The organism is Frigoribacterium sp. Leaf8 (assembly GCF_001421165.1).
GTDB lineage: Bacteria > Actinomycetota > Actinomycetes > Actinomycetales > Microbacteriaceae > Frigoribacterium.
Genome location: NZ_LMKB01000001.1, coordinates 613144 through 633877, shown reverse-complemented (window position 1 = coordinate 633877; position 20734 = coordinate 613144). Strand labels below are relative to the sequence as shown.

The following is a 20734-nucleotide window of genomic DNA, read 5'->3' as shown; positions in this document are numbered from 1 at the left end:
GGGGCGTCAGCGCAGGGGCTCGATGAGGTGAGGGCCGTTGTTGCGGACGTTGTTCGCGTCGCGGCTCACCTCGTGCTGCACGAGGTCGTGGGCGACCTCGAACGAGTCCCGGTCGAGCAGCGAGAGCAGCTCGTCGGCGTCGAGGCCCTCGCCCAGCCAGTCGTCGTACGAGTCGGGGGTGAGGCAGGCCGGCATCCGGTCGTGCACCTCGCCTGGTGCCACGTGGGCGTCGCGCGTGATGATCGTCGTCGAGAGCACCCAACGGTCGGGGTCGTCCTCGTCCTTCGCGGGATCGGGCCACGCGGTGACGAGGCCGGCCATGGCGAGCCCGGCGTCGGGCTGGTGCACGTAGTGCGGCTGCTTGCCGGTCTCGGTCACGACCCACTCGTAGTACCCCTGTGCGGGCACGATGCACCGGCTGGTCGCGAATGCCCGACGGAACATGCCGCTGGTCGCCACGGTCTCGATGCGGGCGTTGATCGGCTGCGGACGCTTCTTCAGGTCGGGGTACCACGACGGCACGAAGCCCCACCGGGCACCGGGCAGCTGCCTCTCGCCGTGCCGCTCCCGGACGACCGGCACGACGGTCGTCGGCGCGACGTTGAAGTCGTCGGGCAGGGGCCCCAGGCCGTCGAGCAGGCTCGGCAGCAGATCGGACGTGGCCCGGGCAACGACGTAGCGACCGCACATGCCGACAGTCTGCTCTTCCGCGGAGGGGTGTGACGGTGGTTCACTGTGCCCGTGGCGCCGCGTGGGACGGCGACACGGTGAGAGGGTGGTGACCATGTCCGACGAGCAGAACCCCGCGCGCGGCTTCGTCGTCGCGGGCGTCGTGGCGAACTCGGGTGAGGCCGTCGTGGAGACCGCGGCCGACCTGGCGGCACGGTACGGCACCGGTCTGCTCTGCGTCTCGGTCGAGCCCGACCGGCTCGCCTTCGCCGAGGGCATCGACGGCACCGTCCTGTCGTACCCCCTCGACCCCGACGACTACACCGAGACGCTGTCCTTCGACGCCGACCTGGAGGCGCGGCTGCGGCCGGTCGCCTCGGCTCGCGGCGTCGAGCTGCGCACCTCGATCGTCGCCGGCGACCCCGCCCGGTGCCTGTCGCACCTGGCCGAGCAGCTCGACGCCCCGCTGATCGTCGTCGGCAGCCGCGAGGCCGGCCTGCGGGGCAGCGTCCGAGAGTTCTTCGCCGGCTCGGTCGCCCTGCACCTCAGCCACCGTCAGCACCGGCCGGTCGTCGTCGTGCCGCTCGCCCCCGTCCCCCGCAGCCAGACGCTGCCGTGGGAGGACGAACTGTGACGCGAGGCCGCCGGTGACGGGTGCCGCGCGCCCTCGTGCCCCGCACCTCCGTCCGTCCCTGATCGCCCTCGTCGCCCTGGGCGGCGCCCTCGGGACGGCCGCACGGGTCGGGATCACGCTCGTGGTGCCGTCGTGGGGGGCGTTCGACACGGCGATCTTCGCGATCAACGTGGTCGGGGCGTTCGTGCTCGGCGTCCTGCTCGAGCGGTTGCTGCGCTCCGGGCCCGACGAGGGCGGGCGTCGAAGGCTGCGACTCCTCGTGGGGACGGGCGTCCTCGGGGGGTTCACGACCTACAGCTCGCTCGCGACCGAGACCGCGGCGCTCGCCGGGGCGGGTGGGGGCGACCTCGCCGTCGCCGGGCTCTACGGGCTGATGAGCCTGGTACTCGGGGTGCTCGCCGCCGCGGCCGGCATCCGGGTCGGCGCACGTCTCGCGGGGCGCGCCTCGTGAGCCCGTTGATCGTCGTCGCCGTCGCGGTGGCCGGCGGGGTCGGTGCCGCCACCCGGTTCGTCGTCGACGGGCTCGTCAAGGACCGCCTCGGCTCCGCCTACCCGTGGGGCACGACCGTCATCAACGTGTCGGGCTCGTTCGCGCTGGGGCTGCTGACCGGCCTCGCCCTGCAGGCGGTCGTCGCGCCCGAGTGGAAGGCCGTGCTCGGCACCGGGCTGCTCGGCGGGTACACGACGTTCAGCACCGCGAGCGTCGAGACGGTGCGACTGCTGGCGGCCGGGCGACGCGGAGCCGCGGTCGCGAACGGCCTCGGCATGCTCGTCGCGTGCGTGGGTGCCGCCTCCCTCGGGCTGTGGCTCGGCTCGCTCGCCTGACGGGCTCGTCGCCCGGCCCTCAGGCGCGCCGAGTGGGCAGATCTTGTCCTTCCGCGGCTGGTGAGGGACCCGTTCTGCCCACTCGACCCGCCACTCCGGGGAAGGGGGCCCGGTCAGGCGTGCGTCTCGCGCTCGTGCCCGGCGTGGTCGGCCGGCTCGAGCTGGAACGTCGCGTGCTCGACCGAGAAGTGGGCGGCGAGGCACCGGTCGAGGGCGTCCAGGGTCTCGTCGACCTTCATGTCGCAGAACACCTCGCGCTCGACGACGACGTGCGCCGAGAAGACGGTCGCCCCGCTGGTGATCTGCCAGGCGTGGACGTCGTGTGCCGAGACGACGCCCGGGGTGTCGCCGATGTGCGTGCGGACCGACTCGAGGTCGATGTCGCCCGGAGCCGAGCCGAACAGCACCCGGATCGCCTCGCGCAGCAGCGACCAGGCCCTCGGCACGATCATCGCCGCGATGATCAGCGACCCGACCGAGTCGGCCTGCGTGAAGCCCGTGGTCAGCACGACGACGGCGGCCACGACGACGGCCGCCGAGCCGAGCAGGTCGCCGAGCACCTCGAGGTAGGCGCCGCGCATGTTGATCGAGTGCGTCGCCCCGCCCCGCAGCACGAGCAGCGCCGCGACGTTCGTCGCCCCGCCGACCAGGCCGACGACCAGCATCGGCAGCCCGAGCACCTCGTGCCCGTCGACCGCCACGAGACGGGAGACGGCGGCGACGGCGACCGAGAGCGACACGGCGAGCAGCACGAGGCCGTTGACGAAGGCGGCGAAGACCTCGGCCCGGCGGTAGCCGTAGGTCTGTCGGCCGCTCGCGGGTCGGGCGGCGACGATCGTGGCCACGAGGGCGATGACCAACCCGGCCAGGTCGGAGAGCATGTGCCCCGAGTCGGCCAACAGCGCCAGAGAGCCCGAGAGCCAGGCGCCGACCAGCTGGGCGACGAGACCGAGGGCGACGATCGCGATCGCGAGGCGAAGCCGTCGTCCGTCGGCGGCGACGTGTCCGTGTCCGTGGTCGTGGCCCATGGGCGCCTCTCGTCGGGATGGAGGGGTGGGGTGGGGATCGGGGCCCTGATCCGGCCCGGCGGGTCGGTCCGCCGGCGTTCCGGGCCGGCGTCGAATCTACCGGCGCCCGTCGGCGACGGCCACCGATCCGAGCAGTCGATAACGAGTCTCGATCCCTGCAACGACGCCGATCGGGGCCCACCGGGCGGACGAGGAGGCGCGGGTCGGCCCCGCCTGGGAGCCGCCCCCACCGCGCATGGTTCAGTGAGGCATGACCGACTCGACCGAGACCTCCTCCGCCTCCCTCGGGGAACCCGCCCGCGCCTCCTCGTCCCTCGTCGCCGTGACGGGTGCGACGGGCGCCGTGGGCGGCATCGTGGCCGCGCACCTGTCCGAGCGGGGCGTCCCGCTGCGGCTCGTCTTGCGCGACGCCACCCGGGCACCCCGACTCGACGGGGCCGAGGCCGAGGTCGCCGTCGCCACGTACGGCGACCGGGCGGCCTCCGTCGAGGCCCTGCGCGGGGTCGAGACGCTGTTCATGGTGTCGGCGGCCGAGGCCCCCGACCGCGTCGACCAGCACCGCGCCTTCGTCGACGCCGCCGTCGAGGCGGGCGTGCGGCACGTGGTCTACACGTCGTTCGCCGGTGCGTCGGCCGAGTCGGTGTTCACGCTCGGGCGGGACCACTTCGCGACCGAGCAGCACATCCGCGAGTCGGGGCTGGCCTTCACGTTCCTGCGGGACAACTTCTACCTGGACTTCATCCCGCTGTTCGCGGACGAGCAGGGCGTGATCCGCGGCCCGGCCGGTGACGGGCGCGTGGCGGCGGTGGCCCGGGCCGACGTCGCGGCGGTGGCGGCCGTCGTGCTGCTCGACCACGAGTCGCACGCCGGGGCGACCTACGACCTCACCGGGTCGGAGGCGTTCACCCTGACCGAGGCGGCTGCACGCCTCACCGCGCTCGGCGGACGGTCGTTCACCTTCGTGGACGAGACGGTCGACGAGGCCTACGAGTCACGCCGCGTCTTCGAGCCGGAGCCCTTCCAGGCGGACGCCTGGGTCAGCACCTACACGTCCATGGCCTCGGGCGAGGTGGCGCAGGTGACGTCGTCCGTGCGCGACCTGACCGGACGCGACCCGTTGACGCTCGAGGTGCTCTTCGCCGGAGGCGTCCAGCACTGACCCGGCCCGGGAGGCCGCCCGGTCGTCGGCCCGGCTGGCGGCCCGGCCGGCTCAGGGCACGCGTCGCGACGACAGCACGCCGCTGACGCCGAGCACGACGACCGCCGCGGCGACGCCGATCATCGGTATCTGCCAGTTGCCGCTGACGTCGTGCAGTCCGCCGATCGCGAGCGGCCCGAGCGCGGCGATCGCGTAACCGCCGCCCTGCACCAGGGCCGACAGCCGTCGTGCCTCGACGTCGGTAGACGCCATGCGCACGATGACGATGAAGATGATCGTGATGCCGCCGCCCTGCGCGGCCCCACCGAAGATCGACCAGAGCAGCCAGTGCTCGGGAGCGAAGAGCAGGCCGAGCGGCATGGCCGACCAGAAGACGGCGATCAGCCCGATGACGACCGCCGGCCGCACGCGCAGGGCGAGGAACGGCACCCCGAGCGCACCCACGACCGCGAGGATCTGGAAGACCGACGAACTCGCCCCGGCCGCCTCGCGGGTGAGGCCGACCTCGTCGCGCAGCAGCGTGGGCATCCAGGCCGTGAGCCCGTAGTAGCCGAACGCCTGCCCCGAGAAGGCCAGCGTCAGGCCCCAGGTCGTCCACCGACGCAGCAGCGGGGTCGCGCTGCGTCGGCGCTCGCGCGCGTCGACCTCGGCCTCGCCGGGCTCGACGACGTCGATGCCGCCCGTGAAGACGTCGGTCGCCGAGGAGGCGCGGTGCCGGTCGTCGACGTCGGCCTGCGACCCCGGCACCACGGCCACGCTGCCGCCCCGCACCGCGACGCGGGGGCCGACGGCGATCGACCAGACGACGGCGGCCAGGACGGCGAGCAGCCCCCAGGTCACGAGGGCGAGGGGCCAGCCGACGACCGAGGCGATCGGGGCCGTCGCGAGCGAGGTGATCATCGACCCGACGTTGAGGGCCGAGGTGTAGATGCCGGTCACGAAGCCGGCCCGCTCGGGGCTGAAGTCACGACGGATGACGACGGGCAGCACGACGTTGCCGATCGTGATGGCGACGCCGATCACGATCGTGCCCACGTAGAGCCAGACCGTGCCGCCGGCCGTGCGCAGCAGCGTGCCGAGGAGCACGCCGCCGAGCCCCAGCGTGACGGCGCGCTCGGCGCCGATCCGGCCGATCAGGGCCGAGGCGAACGGGCTCGCCACGGCGAAGCAGAGCACGGGGATGCTGGTGAGCAGCCCGGCGACGACCGCCGTGAGGCCGAGGTCGGCGCTCATCTGGTCGAGCACGGGGGCCGGGGCCACGATCGGCCCGCGCATGTTGAGGGCGATCAGCACGATCGCGAGGGTGAGCAACCAGGCGGCGGGCGACCGCACCGCGGCCGCGGCCCGGGTCACGCGGCGCCGCGCAGCAGGGAGACGCCCAACAGGTCGGCCACCTCGTCGACGTCCGCCGCCACGGCGACCGCGCCGACGTACTCCTCGGGCTCGCCGTAGCCCCAGCCGACGAGGATGGTGGGCACGCCGTGCACGGCCGCGCCCTCGACGTCGTGGTGGCGGTCGCCGAGCAGGACGGGCCGCGAGAGGTCGGCCCCGCGGGCGCGCAGGCGCTTCAGGGCCTCCTCGACGACGTCGGCCTTGGTGTTGCGCACCTCGTCGTCGGACGCGCCGGTGATGACGTCGAGGTAGCGGTCGAGGCCGTGGGCCCGGAGGATGGCCGTGGCCGGGGTCTCGGGCTTCGAGGTCGCGGTCGAGGTGGGGATGCCGGCCGCGTGCACGGCCGCCATGAGGTCGGGCACCCCCGGGAACACCTCGCCCTCGAGGGCGCCGTGGGCCAGGTAGTGCGCGCGGTAGAGCCGCATGGCGTCGACGAGGCGCTCGCCGTCGAGGCCGAGGCGCACCTCGAAGCTCTGCGGCAGGGGCGGTCCGACCCAGGCCATGAGGTCGGCGGGCGAGGGCACCGGCAGGCCGAGTTCGCCGATCGTGTGGGCGAGGCTGGCGGTGATCGCGGGCGCCGAGTCGGCGATGGTGCCGTCGAGGTCGTAGAGGACGGCCGTGTAGGGGAGAGTCATCACCCCCAGCTTACGGATCGGGGGTCAGCAGGGGACCGCTCGGAGCGGCCAGGTCGCGACGGCCGACACGGCGTCCCGGATCGCCGTCGCGTTCGCACCCGCACTCGTCGTGCTCGTCTTCGCGGTCGCGTGCGGGGTCGGGCTCCGTCGCGTCGCGTCGAACGGGCGGTGGGGGGCGTCGGGCCTGCTCGCGAGGGACCGGAAGACGGGGGTCGCCTCGCGTTCGGCGGCCAGGGTGTCGAAGATCGGTGAGGTCACGGGTTGCTCCTGCGGTCGATGGGGGTCCTAGCAGAAATATAACCCTGAAATGTGAGTGTCACAAGGGTTCGTGCGCCCACACCCGCGCGGCCCCGCCCCCACGGCGCTCGGCGTCAGAAGAGGCGGGAGTGCGAGTCGTCCAGCCCGCGCATGGCGTCGTAGTCGAGCAGGAGGGTGCGGATGCCCCGGTCGTGGGCCAGCGTGCGGGCCTGCGGTTTGATCTCTTGCGCGGCGAACACCCCGGTCACGGGGGCGAGGTGTGGGTCGCGGTTCATCAGCTCGAGGTACCTCGTGAGCTGCTCGACCCCGTCGATGTCGCCTCGCCGCTTCAGCTCGACGGCCACCGCGGCGCCCTTCGCGTCGCGGGCCAGGATGTCGACCGGCCCGATGGCGGTCATGTACTCGCGGCGGACGAGGGTGTGGCCCTCGCCGAGCAGTTCGATCTGTTCGGCCAGCAACTTCTGCAGGTCGGCCTCGACGCCGTCCTTGGTCAACCCCGGATCGACGCCCATCTCGTGGGACGAGTCGTGCAACACCTCGTGGATCGACACCACCAGGAGGTCGGCCGTCTTGGCCTGGGTCACCTTCCACAGCTCGACGACGCCGGCCTCGCGTTGGTCGTCGTCGGGTTCGACCGTGCGGATGGTGCAGGGCGGGCTCATCCAGTTCAGGGGCTTGTAGCTGCCCCCGTCGGAGTGGACGAGCAGGCTGCCGTCGCTCTTGACCATCAGGAGGCGCGTGGCCAGGGGCAGGTGGGCGGACAGTCGACCGGCGTAGTCGACCGAGCAACGGGCAATGACGAGGCGCACCCGACGATCCTACGGGGCGGCGTGAACGCGGCACGGGCCCCTCGTTGACAAGTATGCATATGTGAAATACATTCATGACAGATGGTCGGCAGGACGGCCACCGAGACGCCTCCAGGAGGAACGATGCCCCACCCGATGCCCGCCACGACCCGGCCGCTGCGGACGACGACCCACGACACGGCCGAGCTGCTGCTCGTCGACCTGGCGACGGCGCGCTACGCGCCCGGCGACTCCCTCGACGTCGACACCATCGTGCGCGAGCACCGGGTCACCGCCGGCGAGGTGCACCTCGCCCTCTTCGAGCTGAGGCGCATGAAGGTCGTGGTGCGCGCCCCGTTCAGCGGTGCGCACGTCGTCGTCTGGCACCGGCGGTTCAACGAGGTGCTGCTGCGCGACCTGGTCCGCATGGTCTCCGTGGCGTCGACGACGGCGACGTCGCTCGAGGACGTCCCCGAGCCCGCCGTGCGCCGACCGGCCTGCACGGCCCACGGGCTGGCCCTGCCCGCGGACGTCGCCCACTTCCTCGACCTCGTCCGGGCGATCGTGCAGGTGCTCTCGCCGGCGGCCCGTCAGCACGTGCGGGACGACCTGCTGCTGCCGCTCGAGATCCTCTGCAGCGCGAGGGCCGTCGCGGTGCACGACATGCGGCCCGCCCTCGGCGAGACCGTCCGCGGCGCGATCGTCGACCTGATGGAGGCCGCCGCGCACTACGGCGACTGGACACAGCTGCCCGGTCTCGCGTCCGACTACGTCACGGCCCTGGGCGTCGACGAACCACCCGTGCGACCCGTCGACTGACGCCGCACCGACCGTCACCGCTCACCCGGAGGCCGTCCGGCCCCGTCGGCTAGGCTGCGGCAGCATGAGCCGGGCAGAGGGCGACGTCGCCGCGAGGCCGACCCTCGCGTCGGTGGCGCGGGTCGCCGGGGTGAGCGCGAGCACCGCCTCCTTGGCCTTCAGCGGGACCGGCCCCGTCTCGGACGAGACCCGCGCGCGGGTGCTCGCCGCCGCCGACGAACTCGGCTACGCCGGGCCCGACCCCCGCGCGAGGTCGCTGCGGCGTGGGCGTTCCGGCATCGTCGGCGCCGTCCTCGAGTCCACCCTCAGCACGGCCTTCCGCGACCCGATCAACGTGGCCATGCTCGACGGCATCGCCGACGTCACGGGGCCGGCCGACAACTCGCTGCTGCTGCTGACCGAGACCGCGGGCGAGCGCTCCCGCCTGCTCGACGCCCCCGTGGACGCCGTCGTGCTGTTCGGCTGCAGCACCCGCCTCGACCAGTCCGTGTCGATCATGCGTCGGCGCGGCATCCCGGTGGTCTCGATCGAGGCCCCGCCGACCGAGGGCGTGCTCGACATCGCCGAGGACAACGTGGGCTCGTCCCGCCTGTTGGCGCAGCACCTGCACGACCTCGGCCACCGACGGGTCGCCGTCGTCGCGCTCGAGCTCGGCCCCGGTCGGTCGAGCGGCGACGGGGACGACGAGCTCACCGACGCGCGCGTGGCCCGGGGCACCTCCTGGCCGACCCTCGAGCGGCTGCGCGGCACCCGCGAGGTCTTCCCGGGCGTGGGCGGCCTGGCCACCCGCGGCAGCTGGACGAGCGAGGGGCACCGCGCCGGCCTGCGCCTGCTCGACGTGCCCGAGGCCGAGCGGCCGACGGCGATCGTCGCCCAGAGCGACCTGCTCGCGTCGGGCGTCATCGCGGCGGCGGACGACCTGGGGCTGTCGGTGCCGGGCGACCTGAGCGTCGTCGGCTACGACGGCGTGCGCCTCGACGACCCGCGCGCCGCCGACCTCACGACGGTCGTCCAGCCCGCCGTCGAGAAGGGCCGCGCGGCCGGTCGTGCGGTGCTCGCACTCCTCGCCGGCGACCCCGTCGAGGGCACGACGTTCACGAGCGTCTTCCGGCCGGGGTCGACCACGGGTCCGCCCGCGCGCTGACGCCCGACCCCGCCGCCTCCTCCTCGCCGAGGCCGAGGCCGAGGCCGGTGCCGGTGCCGGTGCCGGTGCCGGTGCCGACTCCACGACCCCGGGTTCAGCCGGCGCCGACGACCATCCAGCGGTCCGACCGCGCCCGGAGGCCCAGCGTCACGGCGCGGATGCCGATGTAGCCCAGGCCGAAGGCCAGCCACAGGGCGACCGTGCCCCGCGCGTCCGGCCCGACCCGCGCCTCCAGCGGGATCAGGATCGCGAGGTAGACGACCGTGTTGACCACGCCGGCGAGGGCGAGGTAGCGGGCGTCGCCGGCGCCGAGGAGCACGCCGTCGAGCACGAAGACGAAGCCGGCCAGCGGGATGCCCACGGCCATCGCCAGCACGACCCGGGGCAGCAGGTCGCGCACCGCGTCGTCGCCGCTGAAGACGGGTGCGAGCAGCGGCGAGACCGCGGCCAGCAGCACGCCGAGCAGCAGACCGCCGCCGACCCCGAACAGCATCAGCCGACGGGTGACGGCGCGCACCGCCTCGCGATCGCCCTGACCGAGCGCGTGGCCGACGAGGGCCTGGCCGGCGATGGCCAGCGCGTCGAGGGCGAACGCCAGCGTGCTGAACAGGGTGAGCGCGACCTGGATCGTCGCGAGCCCGGTCACCCCCGAGGAGGCGGCGGCCCAGACGGTCGCGATCATCGCGATCCGCAGGGACGCGTTGCGCACGAGCAGCCACGCGCCGGAGCGTGCCGTGCGACCGACGCCGGCCAGCCCCGGGCGCAGCGGAGCCCCGACGGCCCGCGCGGCACGGACGGCGATCACCACGTACACGGCGGCCATGCCCCACTGCGCGACGACGGTCCCCGCGGCCGAGCCGGCGATGCCCCAGCCGAAGCCGTAGAGGAAGAGCGCGTTCAGGCCCGCGTTCGCCGCGAAGCCGACCGTCGCGACGACCAGTGGCGTCCTGGTGTCCTGCAGGCCGCGCAGCAGTCCGGTCGCCGCGATCACGAGCAGCATGCCGGGCAGGCCGAGCATCGACACGGTCAGGTAGGTCGCCGCGGCGTCGACGACGGCCGGGTCGGTGCCGAACAGGCCGACGAGGGGGCGGGCGACGAGTGCCCCGACCCCGGCGAGCACCACCCCGACCAGCAGCGCGAACCAGAGCCCGTCGACGCCGGCGCGGATCGCTCCGGGCCGGTCACCCGCGCCGAGCCGTCGGGCCACGGTCGGCGTCGTGGCGTAGGCCAGGAAGACCAGCAGGCCGAGGGCGGTCTGCAGCACGACGCTCGCGATGCCGAGCCCGGCGAGGGGCACCGTGCCCAGGTGCCCGACCATCGCGGTGTCGGTAAGGAGGAAGAGCGGTTCGGCGATCAGCGCGCCGAGCGCCGGCGCCGCGAGGGCGACGATGCGTCGGTCCCAGGGCGAACGGAGGCGCGAGGTCGTCACCGGGGACGGCTCGCCGCGGCGGCGTCCCACCGTCAGTCGGTGCCCCGGGCCCGACCCACGGCCGACATGAGGTGGTAGACGACGATGGCCGCGACCGTGCCGAGGATGATGCCGCCGAAGCTCGCGCCCCCGAGGGCCAGGGTGAAGTCGGCGATGCCCATGATGAGCGCGACGCCGGCGGTCAGCTGGTTCTTCGGGCGGCTGAAGTCGACCCTGTTCTCGACCCAGATGCGGATGCCGATCACGCCGATGAGCCCGTAGAGCGCCGTCGTGACGCCGCCGAGCACCCCCGGCGGGATGGTGAAGATGACGGCGCCGATCTTGGGCGACAGCCCGAGCAGGATCGCCACGACGCCGGCGACCCAGTACGCGGCCGTCGAGAAGATGCGGGTGGCGCTCATCACGCCGATGTTCTCGCCGTAGGTGGTCGTCGCCGAGCCGCCGCCGAGGCCGGCGAGCACCGTGCTGAGGCCGTCGGCGAAGAGTGCCCGGCCGGTCAGCGGGTCGAGGTTGCGCTTCGTGAGCTGGCCGACGCCCTTGACGTGGCCGACGTTCTCGGCGATCAGGGCGAGCACGACGGGCAGGAAGCCGAGGTAGATCGGCAGCTGCCCGAGGTCGAAGGCGGGGGCCGTGAAGGTCGGCAGGCCCACCCACGGCGCGGCCGCGACGGCGCTGTAGTCGACGGCGCCCGCGATCACGGCGGCGACGTAGCCGACGACGACGCCGACGAAGATCGACAGGCGGCCGAGCAGGCCCTTGAAGAGCACGGCGCTCAGCACGACCGCGGCGAGCGTGATCAGGGCGATGCCCGGCGAGAGCGCGAAGTTGTCGCGGGCGGCCGGGGCCAGGTTGAAGCCGATGAGGGCGACGATCGAGCCGCTGACCACCGGGGGCAGCAGGGCGTCGATCCAGCGGGTGCCCGCGAGGTTCACGACCAGGCCGATCACCGCGAGCAGGGCGCCGACGACGATGATGCCGCTGAGCGCGAGGGGGATGCCGCCCACGTCGGTGGCGGCCGCGATCGGGGCGAGGAAGGCGAACGACGAGCCCAGGTAGCTGGGCAGGCGGTTCTTCGTGATGATGAGGAAGAGCAGGGTGCCGATGCCCGAGAAGAACAGCGTCGTACTCGGCGGGAACCCGGTGATGATCGGCACGAGGAAGGTCGCGCCGAACATCGCGACGACGTGCTGGCCGCCGAGGCCGATGGTGCGCGGCCAGCTGAGCCGCTCCTCCGGGGCCACGATCTCGGTCGGGTCGACCGTCTTGCCGTCGCCGTGCAGTGCCCAGGGGAGTGCCATGTCGAGAACTGTACTGGGGGTGCCGTTTCCTCCGTGTTTCCTGGGACGGCCTCGTCAGCCCGGGTCGCAGCGGGTCCGGCCCGGCCCGTCGTCGGGGGCCTCACCTAGGCTGACGGGCATGACCAGCGACGCACTGAGCAGCGGAATCCAGACCGACGAACTCGACCCGGCGGTCCGCCCGCAGGACGACCTCTTCCGGCACGTCAACGGCGCGTGGATCGACCGCACCGAGATCCCCGACGACAAGGCGCGCTACGGCTCCTTCTACCTGCTCGCCGAGGAGGCCGAGAAGGCCGTCCGCGAGATCGTGGTCGAGTCCCAGTCCGCCGAACCCGGCACGGAGGCCCGCAAGGTCGGCGACCTCTTCACCAGCTTCACCGACGAGGAGCGCATCGAGGCGCTCGGCGCCGCACCCCTCGAACCGCTCCTGGCCGAGGTCGAGACGGTCACCGACGTGACCTCGTTCACGCGCCTCCTGGGCTCGCTCGAGAAGCAGGGCATGCCGAGCTTCGTCCAGCTCTTCGTCGACAACGACCCGGGCGACCCCGAGCGGTACGTCGTCTTCGTCGAGCAGGGCGGCCTCGGCCTGCCCGACGAGTCCTACTACCGCGACGAGAAGTTCGAGTCGGTGCGGACCGCCTACCGGGCGTTCGTCGAGCAGATGCTCGGGCTCGCCGGCCTCGACGACGCCTCGGCCCGCGCCGACCGCGTGGTCGGGCTCGAGACCGCCCTCGCCACGCACCACTGGAGCAACGTCGCCACCCGCGACAGCGACAAGACCTACAACCTGCTGCCCTGGGCCGAGTTCGACGCGCTCGCCGAGGGTGTCGACCTCACGGCCTGGCGGGACGCCGTGGGCGGCCCGGCCGGCGTCTTCGACGAGCTCGTCGTGCGCGAGCCGTCGTTCGTGACCGGACTGGCCTCGCTGCTGACCGACGACCGCCTCGACGCCTGGAGCGACTGGCTGCGCTGGCAGATCGTCCGCTCCATGGCCGCCTACCTGTCGACGCCCTTCGTCGAGGCGAACTTCGGCTTCTACGGTCGTACCCTCACCGGCACCCCCGTGCAGCGCGCCCGCTGGAAGCGCGGTGTCTCGCTGGTCGAGGGCGCCCTCGGCGAGGCCGTCGGGCGCATCTACGTCGAGCGGCACTTCGCGCCCGAGGCCAAGACCGCGATGGACGTCCTCGTCGGGCACCTGGTCGAGGCCTACCGACAGAGCATCACGGGCCTCGAGTGGATGACCGACGAAACCCGAGCCCGGGCCCTCGACAAGCTCGAGAAGTTCACGCCCAAGATCGGTTTCCCCGAGAAATGGCGCGACTACTCGGCCCTGTCGATCGACCCCGCCGACCTGGTCGGCAACGTGCGGGCCACCGCCGCCTTCGGCTTCGACCGCGAGCTGGGCAAGATCGGCCAGCCGCTCGACCGCGACGAGTGGTTCATGACGCCGCAGACCATCAACGCGTACTACAACCCGGGCATGAACGAGATCGTGTTCCCCGCGGCGATCCTGCAGTTCCCGTTCTTCGACGAGACCCGCGACGCCGCGGCCAACTACGGAGCCATCGGCGCCGTCATCGGCCACGAGATCGGCCACGGCTTCGACGACCAGGGCTCGAAGTACGACGGCGACGGCAAGCTGACCGACTGGTGGACCCCCGCCGACCGCGAGGCGTTCGAGGAGCTGACCTCGTCGCTCATCGCGCAGTACGACGCCCTCGCCCCGAAGCAGGTGCCCGACCACCACGTCAACGGCGCCCTCACCATCGGCGAGAACATCGGCGACCTCGGCGGGCTCTCGATCGCCTGGAAGGCCTACCTCATCTCGCTCGACGGCAGCGAGCCGCCCGTGATCGACGGCCTGACCGGCGCCGAGCGGTTCTTCCTGAGCTGGGCCCAGGCCTGGCAGATCAAGCTGCGCGACGAAGAGGCGATCCGTCTCGTCTCGATCGACCCGCACTCGCCGAACGAGTTCCGGTGCAACCAGATCGTGCGCAACATCGACGAGTTCTACGAGACGTTCGGCGTCACCGAGAGCGACGCGCTGTGGCTGCCGGCCGAGGAGCGCGTCACCATTTGGTAGGTCAGGTGCCCGGCCGTCGGGCCCGACGGGAGAACGGCGACGGCGCCGACCACGAGCCGCGCCACGGTGGCGGGCGCGCGCTCGAGTCGTTCTCGACGTCCTTCGCCGCCCTGGGCGACCTGGCGCTCGCGGGTGGGCAGGTCTCGGCCTCGGTCAGGGACCTCGACGCGGGGGCCGACCTGCTGAGCGTCGACGAGCACGTGGCGCTGCCGGTGGGCCAGCTCGGTTCCGTCCTGCTCCTGGTCGAGGTCTCGGCCCGCATCGAGGACGGCACGCTCCGCCCCCTCGACGAACTCGACCGGCCGGGCGACCCCGGCGACCAGGGGCCCGGTGGCCTCTGGCCCTACCTCCGCCGGACGAGCCTCCCGGTGACCGACGCGGCGACGCTCGTCGGGGCCTTCCGCGACGGGGCGGCGATCGACGCGCTCATCGGCCGGGTGGGCCTGGCCGCCGTGCGGGCGCGAGGTGAGTCGCTCGGTCTCACGAAGACGGCCCTCCTCGACGTCACCCGGTCGTCCCGCGGCCCCGACGACGCGCCTGCGCTCGCCGTGGGCACGGCTCACGAACTCGGCGGCCTCATGGTGTCCCTCGCCCGCGGCGAAGTCGTCGACCGGGCCGTGTCGAACCGGGTGCTCGGCTGGCTGTCGCTGGGCGCCGACACGTCGCTCGTCGCGGCGCCGTTCGGTCTCGATCCGCTCGGGCACCGGCGGCTCGACCACGACCTGCAGATCGTCCACACGACCGGTGGCGACCCGGGCGTGCGCTCCGAGCTCGGGGTGCTCCGCGGGCCGCGCCGCAGCGTCGCGTACTGCGTGATCGTCACGTTCGACGACCTGACGCTCGCCCACCGCCTCCGGGCGCTCGAGGCCCTGCGGGCCGTGGGCACCGACGCCCTCGAGTACGTGCACTGAGCCGGGTGCCGCATCGAGCCGGCTGCCGCGCCGAGCCGAGCGCCGCACCGAGCCGCGGCCCGGCCTTGCCCCCGCGCCGACTCAGTCGACCAGGTCGAGCCCCCGGAGGCGCTCGAGCGTCGCGACACCGGCCGGCGGGCACCGGCCCGCGTCGGCCGAGGTGACCCAGTGGACCGCGCCGACCTCGGCGGCGGGCGCCGGCTCGGGGCTCGTCGCCGAGAGCTCGGCCGCGAAGACCGTCATGGCGACCTGCCGACCCTCGGGCTCGCCGTGCGCCTGCGTCACGACGGTGAAGAGCTCGGCCACGGTCGTCGGGTCGAGTTCGACGCCGACCTCTTCGCGCGACTCCCGGACCAGCGCCTCGGCCGCGGTCTCGCCGGCCTCGAGCTTGCCGCCGGGCAGGTACAGCACGTCACGGCCGCGGGCGGTCACCATCAGCATCCGACGGTCACGGACGAGGGCGAGTGCGCTGACGACGATGGTGTCCATCAGGCCATCCTCGGGCACGACGACGTCGGCCCGGTGCGCCGGCGTCCGGGGGCGATCAGCCCGCCGAGGCCTGACGCTCGTCGTCGACCGCGCGCAACGGCGACGACGAGGAGGCGCGGCGCCCGTCGGTCACGCCGAAGAGCGCCTCGAGGCCGTCGCGGAACTCGTCGCCCCGGCCCTCTCGGGCCAGCTCGCGCGCCCGGACGGAGGGGGTGTGCAGCAGCACGCCGGCGAGGTGTCGCAGGGCCGATTCGGTGCGGTCGGACGAGTCCCCGCGCGACCGCGCGCGCTCGATCTCGGCGTCGAGCAGGTCGAAGACGTGCTTGCGCAGCGCGACGACGGACGGCGTGAGCGACTGTTCGGCGGCGACGGCCTGGAACTCGGCGGCCGCGGACGAGACTAGGGCGCGGGCGTCGTCGGCCGCGCTGAGCTGGGGCAGCGGCGCGTGCAGGCTGATGGTCTCGAGGTCGAGCAGCTCGACGCCCTCGACGCCGGCGACGAGCGGGTCGACGTTGCGGGGCAGCCCGAGGTCGATCACGAGGCGGCGGCCGCCGGGGAGGACGACGTCGCGGGTGACGACCGGCTCGGTGGTCGAGGTGCAGGTGATCAGCACGTCGCTCCAGGCGACGGCGGTGGCGAGGTCGTCGTACGGCGTCGCGGCGTGCTTGAGGCCGAACCACTCGGCGCGGCCCGAACCCGAGTAGACGGCGAGCTGGTCGGCGCCACGGTCGCGGAGAGCCGCGACGGTGGTGGCCGCGTACTGGCCGGTGCCCACGATGAGGACGCGCGCCTCGGACCAGTCGGTCACCCGTGAGGACGCCAGCTCGAGCGCGAGGCGCACGAGTGACCGGCCCGCGCCTCCGACGTTGGTCTGGTTCTTGATGCCCCGGGAGGTCTGCGACGCCTTCTGGAAGAGGCGCTCGAGGTCGCGCGAGGTGGTGCCGTCGTGGCGGGCGCGCTCGAGCGAACGGCGCACCTGGCCCGAGATCTCGTCCTCGCCGACGACGACGGACTCGAGGCCCGAGCTGACGGCGAACAGGTGCTCGACGACCTCGTCGCCCGTGATGACCCGGACGCTGTCGCGCAGGTCGTCGGGCTCGACGCCGCTGGCGGTGCTCATGGTCTCGATCGTGGCCTCGACGGCCAGGGCGCTGCCGGCGGTGAGGGGCTCGTCGACGTCGAGGTAGGCCTCGAACCGGTTGCAGGTCGCGAGCACGACCGCGCCGCTGACGAAGTCGCTGCCGTCGACCAGGGTGCCCGCCGCCGAGGGTGCGCCGATGCTCAGCCTCTCGAGGAGGTCGAAGCTGGCGTTCTGGTGGGACGCCGTGAGGCAGATGAGCACTGAGTGATCCTAACTCTGATCGGCGTTTTCGGCTGGGCGTTGACTCGACGTCGAGTGGCCGGGAATGCCACACGACGGTTGCAGCTTGCAACAACGGAGCCCGGGGCCGCATTCCGGCCGCCGGCCCGCACCGCATCGAACCAAGGAGACACCATGACCTCGACCACCAGCATCCAGTGGCAGCTCGTCGCCCGCCCGCACGGCGAGCCCACCCCCGACGACGTCGCCCGCGTCGAGGTGACCCTGCCCGAGCTCGGCGACGGCGAGGTCCGCGTGCAGAACGAGTTCCTGTCGGTCGACCCCTACATGCGCGGTCGCATGAACGACGTGAAGTCGTACGTCCCGCCCTTCGCCCTCGGCGAGACCATGACCGGCGGGGCCGTCGGCCGCGTCGTCGAGTCGCGTTCGGACGACCTGCCGGTCGGCACCGTCGTGCTGCACGAGCAGGGCTGGCGCGACGTGGCCCAGGGAGGCGCGGCCACGTTCCGTGCCGTGCAGCCCGTCGACGGCGTCCCCCTGTCGGCGTACCTGGGCGTGCTCGGCCTCACCGGCCTGACGGCGTACGTCGGCCTCACCGAGATCGCCGGCATCCGCGAGGGCGACGTCGTCTTCGTGTCGGGTGCCGCCGGGGCCGTCGGCACCATGGTCGGCCAGATCGCCCGCCTCAAGGGAGCCTCGCGCGTGATCGGCAGCGCCGGTTCGGCCGAGAAGGTCGAGCTGTTGACCTCGAAGTACGGCTTCGACGCCGCGTTCAACTACAAGGACGGTGACGTCTCCGAGCTGCTCGCCGAGGCCGCTCCCGACGGCATCGACCTCTACTTCGACAACGTCGGCGGCGACCACCTGTCGGCCGCCCTCGCCTCGTTCCGCACCGGCGGTCGTGCCGCACTCTGCGGCTCGATCGCGAACTACAACTCCACGGGCGCCCCGGTCGGCATCACGGGCATGACCAACATGGTCACCCGCGGTCTGACGATGAAGGGCTTCACGTTGGGCGACTACCGCCACCTCGCACCCGCGTTCCAGGCCGAGATGGGCCCCTGGCTCTCCGCCGGCGACGTCGTGTACGACGAGACCGTCGTCGAGGGCGTCGACAACGCGTTCGACGCCTTCACCGGGCTGATGCGCGGCGACAACGTCGGGAAGATGGTCGTCGCGGTCTCCTGACCCGCGCCTCCTCGTCCGCTCGCGCGTTCGAGGCGATCCGACCGGGACGGTCCCGCCGTGGCGGGGCCGGCCGCGGGTCGCCTCGACGCGACGTCCAGCGGGCGATGGGACAATCGACCACGTGACCCAGACCTCCGCCCTGCCCGAGCAGCACCCGCTGGCCGCCGGCCTCACGACGCGTTCACCGCTGGTCCGTGCCCTGCGCGGCGACCGGCCCGAGACGCTGCCGGTGTGGTTCATGCGCCAGGCGGGGCGCTCGCTTCCCGAGTACCGCGAGCTGCGCGTCGGCACCGCCATGCTCGACGCCTGCCTCACGCCCGACCTGGCGAGCGAGATCACGCTGCAGCCGGTCCGCCGTCACGGCGTCGACGCGGGCATCTTCTTCAGCGACATCGTCGTGCCGATCAAGCTGGCCGGCGTCTCGGTCGACATCGTCCCGGGTCGTGGTCCGGTGCTCGAGACGCCGATCCGCACGGCGGCCGACGTCGCGGCCCTGCGGCCGATCGACCCGGAGGCGCTGGCCCCGATCGCCGCGGGCGTCGCCCAGACCGTCGCGCAGCTGGGCAGCACGCCGCTGATCGGGTTCGCCGGCGCCCCCTTCACCCTCGCCGCCTACCTCGTCGAGGGCGGGCCGTCGAAGGACCACATCCGCGCCCGTGCCCTCATGCACGGCGATCCCGAGACCTGGGACGCCCTGCTCACCTGGGCCGCGGACGTGACCGGTGCCTTCCTGCGGGCGCAGGTGCTCGCGGGGGCGAGCGCCGCCCAGTTGTTCGACTCGTGGGTCGGGTCGCTCTCGCTGGCCGACTACACCGCGCACGTCGCCCGCCACTCGGCCCGTGCCCTCTCGCACGTCGCCGACCTCGACGTGCCCCGCATCCACTTCGGAGTGGGCAGCGGCGAGGTGCTGGCCGCCATGCGCGACGTCGGCACCGACGCCGTCGGGGTCGACTGGCGCATCCCGCTCGACGAGGCCTCGCGTCGCCTCGGTGGCTCCACCCCGGTGCAGGGCAACATCGACCCCGCCATGCTCCAGGCGCCGTGGGCCGTGCTCGAGGCGCACGTCCGCGACGTGGTCGAGCGTGGTCGGGCGGCCCCGGCGCACGTGCTCAACCTCGGCCACGGCGTCAGCCCCGACACCGACCCCGACGTGCTCACCCGCATCGTCGAGCTCGCGCACACGCTGTGACCCCGCCCGTCGTCACCCCGAGCGGCGTCGTCGACGTCGCCGTGGTGGGCGGCGGCATGGGCGGCATCGTGCTCGCCCGTGACCTGGCCGCCGCCGGGTTGGGCGTCGTGCTGTTCGAGGCATCCGAACGACTGGGCGGCGAGGTCTCGCGACACGTGGTCGCCGGCATCGCACTCGACGCCGGGGCCGAGAGCTTCGCGACCCGGGGCGACACGGTCGCCGGTTTCGCCACCGAACTCGGCCTCGGCGACGACATCGTCCTGCCCGATCCCCGCGGGGCCTGGCTGCACGAAGCCGACGGCGAGTCCTTTCCCATCCCGCGCACGGGGCTGCTCGGCATCCCCGGCGACCCGTCCGCCGCCGACGTGCGAGCCGTCGTCGGCGAGGCCGGCGTGACCCGCGCGCTCGCGGACGCCAACCTGCCCGCGGAGATCGGGGCCGAAGAAACCACCCTGGGGGGTCTCGTCCGGGCGCGCATGGGCGACGAGGTCGTCGACCGGCTCGTCAGTCCCATCGTCTCGGGCGTCCACTCGCTCCACCCCGACCTGCTCGCCGTCGATCGCGTGGCCCCCGGGCTGCGCTCGGCCCTCCAGCGCGAGGGCAGCCTCGCCGCCGCCGTGCTCGGACTGCGCGCCCTCGCCCCGGCCGGCTCGGCGGTGGCGGGCATCCGCGGCGGCCTCGCCCGGCTGGTCGACCCGATCGTCGCCGACCTCCAGCGGCACGGCGTCGACGTCCGCCTCGGCACCCGCGTCCGCTCGATCGACGAGACCGGCGTCGAGACCGCGGGCGGTGAGCACGTCCGGGCGAGACAGGTCGTGCTGGCCGTCGGGGACCACGACGCGGTGGCCCTGACGACCCGCGCCTCCTCGGTGCCGCCCGGAGCGATCACCCTCGCGACCCTCGTCGTCGACCGGCCGGAGCTCGACGCGGCGCCCCGGGGCACGGGCGTCCTCGTCGCCCCCGGCTCGACCGGACTCCGGGCCAAGGCCCTCACCCACGCGACCGTCAAATGGAGCTGGCTGGCCGAGCTCGCCGGGGGACGCCACGTGCTCCGGCTCAGCTTCGACTCGCCCGTCGTCGACCGCGACACACCCGACGCCGAGGTGCGCGACGCGGCGCTCGCCGACGCCTCGACCCTGCTCGGCGTCGACCTCGCCGCGCGCCACCTGGTCGGCTTCGGCCGGGCCACCTGGGACGCCCCGCGCCGGGCCGAGGCGGCGGTCGTCACCGAGCCCGTGGTCGAGGTCGTCCAGGCAGGAGGCGCGGTGGCGGGACGGGGGCTGGCCGCGATCATCGCCCACTCGCGTCGTCAGGCCGCCACCCTCGTGGCGGCGCTGTCGGCGCCCCCGTCCCGCGACTGAGGTCCCGGGCTCGGACCGCTTCGGTCCGGCGCGGGCGTCGGGCACCCGCCTCGGGCTACATTGGAGGGACGTGTGCGGCACATGCCGTCGCGCGTACGACCACGAATGGAGTCC

21 protein-coding genes are annotated in these 20734 nt (G+C 73.5%); 11 read left to right on the top strand and 10 right to left on the bottom strand.

What is annotated here, in order from left to right; all coding sequences use genetic code 11:
- Window positions 1-6: 6 nt before the first annotated feature.
- Complete coding sequence (locus ASL10_RS02930) at window positions 7-690, bottom strand: SOS response-associated peptidase (RefSeq protein WP_056044169.1); 684 nt, start codon at window positions 688-690, stop codon at window positions 7-9.
- A 94-nt stretch (window positions 691-784) separates the two neighbouring features.
- Here ASL10_RS02930 and ASL10_RS02925 point away from each other — a divergent pair, with 94 nt between their 5' ends.
- The 3 genes from ASL10_RS02925 to crcB are packed head-to-tail and all read left to right on the top strand — an operon-like array spanning window position 785 to window position 2128.
- On the top strand, window positions 785-1303 hold the full coding sequence (locus ASL10_RS02925; protein WP_056044590.1) for a universal stress protein: 519 nt from the start codon (window positions 785-787) through the stop codon (window positions 1301-1303).
- Window positions 1304-1316: 13 nt separating this feature from the next.
- The gene (locus ASL10_RS02920) at window positions 1317-1754 is read left to right on the top strand and encodes a CrcB family protein (protein WP_056044166.1); all 438 of its coding nucleotides are present in this window, start codon (window positions 1317-1319) and stop codon (window positions 1752-1754) included.
- Window positions 1751-2128 carry a fluoride efflux transporter CrcB gene (gene crcB / locus ASL10_RS02915; protein ID WP_056044164.1) on the top strand — a complete coding sequence of 126 codons (378 nt, stop codon included), beginning with the start codon at window positions 1751-1753 and terminating at the stop codon, window positions 2126-2128. Before ASL10_RS02920 ends, crcB begins: the two co-directional genes overlap by 4 nt.
- Before the next feature lie 113 nt (window positions 2129-2241).
- On the opposite strand, the gene ASL10_RS02910 is transcribed toward crcB, so the two are convergent.
- Window positions 2242-3156, bottom strand: a complete 915-nt coding sequence (locus tag ASL10_RS02910; protein ID WP_056044161.1) for a cation diffusion facilitator family transporter — start codon at window positions 3154-3156, stop codon at window positions 2242-2244.
- A 250-nt stretch (window positions 3157-3406) separates the two neighbouring features.
- On the opposite strand from ASL10_RS02910, the gene ASL10_RS02905 reads away from it, so the two are divergent.
- Window positions 3407-4315: an SDR family oxidoreductase gene (locus ASL10_RS02905; RefSeq protein WP_056044159.1), complete on the top strand. Its 909-nt coding sequence runs from the start codon at window positions 3407-3409 to the stop codon at window positions 4313-4315.
- A 51-nt stretch (window positions 4316-4366) separates the two neighbouring features.
- Here the strand turns inward: ASL10_RS02905 and ASL10_RS02900 are convergent, their stop codons facing one another.
- The 4 genes from ASL10_RS02900 to nucS form a co-directional block, all read right to left on the bottom strand.
- Complete coding sequence (locus ASL10_RS02900; RefSeq protein ID WP_056044156.1) at window positions 4367-5668, bottom strand: CynX/NimT family MFS transporter; 1302 nt, start codon at window positions 5666-5668, stop codon at window positions 4367-4369.
- A complete protein-coding gene (locus ASL10_RS02895; protein WP_056044155.1) occupies window positions 5665-6342 on the bottom strand; it encodes an HAD hydrolase-like protein in 678 nt (225 codons plus the stop codon). Before ASL10_RS02895 ends, ASL10_RS02900 begins: the two co-directional genes overlap by 4 nt.
- 24 nt (window positions 6343-6366) lie before the next feature.
- A complete protein-coding gene (locus tag ASL10_RS02890) occupies window positions 6367-6600 on the bottom strand; it encodes a hypothetical protein (protein ID WP_056044153.1) in 234 nt (77 codons plus the stop codon).
- A 113-nt stretch (window positions 6601-6713) separates the two neighbouring features.
- Window positions 6714-7409 carry an endonuclease NucS gene (nucS, locus tag ASL10_RS02885; RefSeq protein ID WP_056044151.1) on the bottom strand — a complete coding sequence of 232 codons (696 nt, stop codon included), beginning with the start codon at window positions 7407-7409 and terminating at the stop codon, window positions 6714-6716.
- 135 nt (window positions 7410-7544) lie between these two features.
- Here nucS and ASL10_RS02880 point away from each other — a divergent pair, with 135 nt between their 5' ends.
- Window positions 7545-8207, top strand: a complete 663-nt coding sequence (locus ASL10_RS02880) for a hypothetical protein (RefSeq protein ID WP_056044150.1) — start codon at window positions 7545-7547, stop codon at window positions 8205-8207.
- Window positions 8208-8271: 64 nt separating this feature from the next.
- Entirely contained in the window at window positions 8272-9351 is a 1080-nt protein-coding gene (locus tag ASL10_RS02875) for a LacI family DNA-binding transcriptional regulator (protein WP_056044147.1), read from the top strand.
- A 94-nt stretch (window positions 9352-9445) separates the two neighbouring features.
- Here the strand turns inward: ASL10_RS02875 and ASL10_RS02870 are convergent, their stop codons facing one another.
- On the bottom strand, window positions 9446-10780 hold the full coding sequence (locus ASL10_RS02870; RefSeq protein WP_056044588.1) for an MATE family efflux transporter: 1335 nt from the start codon (window positions 10778-10780) through the stop codon (window positions 9446-9448).
- A 32-nt stretch (window positions 10781-10812) separates the two neighbouring features.
- Window positions 10813-12078 (bottom strand): uracil-xanthine permease family protein, encoded by a 1266-nt coding sequence (locus tag ASL10_RS02865; protein WP_056044145.1) that lies wholly within the window; start codon window positions 12076-12078, stop codon window positions 10813-10815.
- Between the two features lie 118 nt (window positions 12079-12196).
- Here ASL10_RS02865 and ASL10_RS02860 point away from each other — a divergent pair, with 118 nt between their 5' ends.
- Window positions 12197-14161, top strand: a complete 1965-nt coding sequence (locus ASL10_RS02860; RefSeq protein ID WP_056044144.1) for a M13 family metallopeptidase — start codon at window positions 12197-12199, stop codon at window positions 14159-14161.
- Window positions 14162-14166: 5 nt separating this feature from the next.
- A complete protein-coding gene (locus ASL10_RS02855) occupies window positions 14167-15072 on the top strand; it encodes a serine hydrolase (RefSeq protein ID WP_056044141.1) in 906 nt (301 codons plus the stop codon).
- 81 nt (window positions 15073-15153) lie between these two features.
- Here ASL10_RS02855 and ASL10_RS02850 read toward each other — a convergent pair whose 3' ends face one another.
- Window positions 15154-15561 carry an NUDIX domain-containing protein gene (locus tag ASL10_RS02850; protein WP_056044139.1) on the bottom strand — a complete coding sequence of 136 codons (408 nt, stop codon included), beginning with the start codon at window positions 15559-15561 and terminating at the stop codon, window positions 15154-15156.
- A gap of 55 nt (window positions 15562-15616) precedes the next feature.
- Window positions 15617-16903, bottom strand: coding sequence for a glutamyl-tRNA reductase (locus ASL10_RS02845; RefSeq protein WP_056044137.1), 1287 nt, complete (start codon window positions 16901-16903; stop codon window positions 15617-15619).
- Between the two features lie 153 nt (window positions 16904-17056).
- Between ASL10_RS02845 and ASL10_RS02840 the strand changes: the two genes are divergently transcribed.
- From ASL10_RS02840 to ASL10_RS02830, 3 genes are all read left to right on the top strand, one after another.
- Window positions 17057-18070 (top strand): NADP-dependent oxidoreductase, encoded by a 1014-nt coding sequence (locus ASL10_RS02840; protein WP_056044134.1) that lies wholly within the window; start codon window positions 17057-17059, stop codon window positions 18068-18070.
- Between the two features lie 121 nt (window positions 18071-18191).
- Complete coding sequence (hemE, locus tag ASL10_RS02835) at window positions 18192-19259, top strand: uroporphyrinogen decarboxylase (protein ID WP_056044132.1); 1068 nt, start codon at window positions 18192-18194, stop codon at window positions 19257-19259.
- Window positions 19256-20620, top strand: a complete 1365-nt coding sequence (locus tag ASL10_RS02830; protein ID WP_235452334.1) for an NAD(P)/FAD-dependent oxidoreductase — start codon at window positions 19256-19258, stop codon at window positions 20618-20620. The genes hemE and ASL10_RS02830 overlap by 4 nt, the downstream gene beginning before the upstream one ends.
- Window positions 20621-20734: the final 114 nt, after the last annotated feature.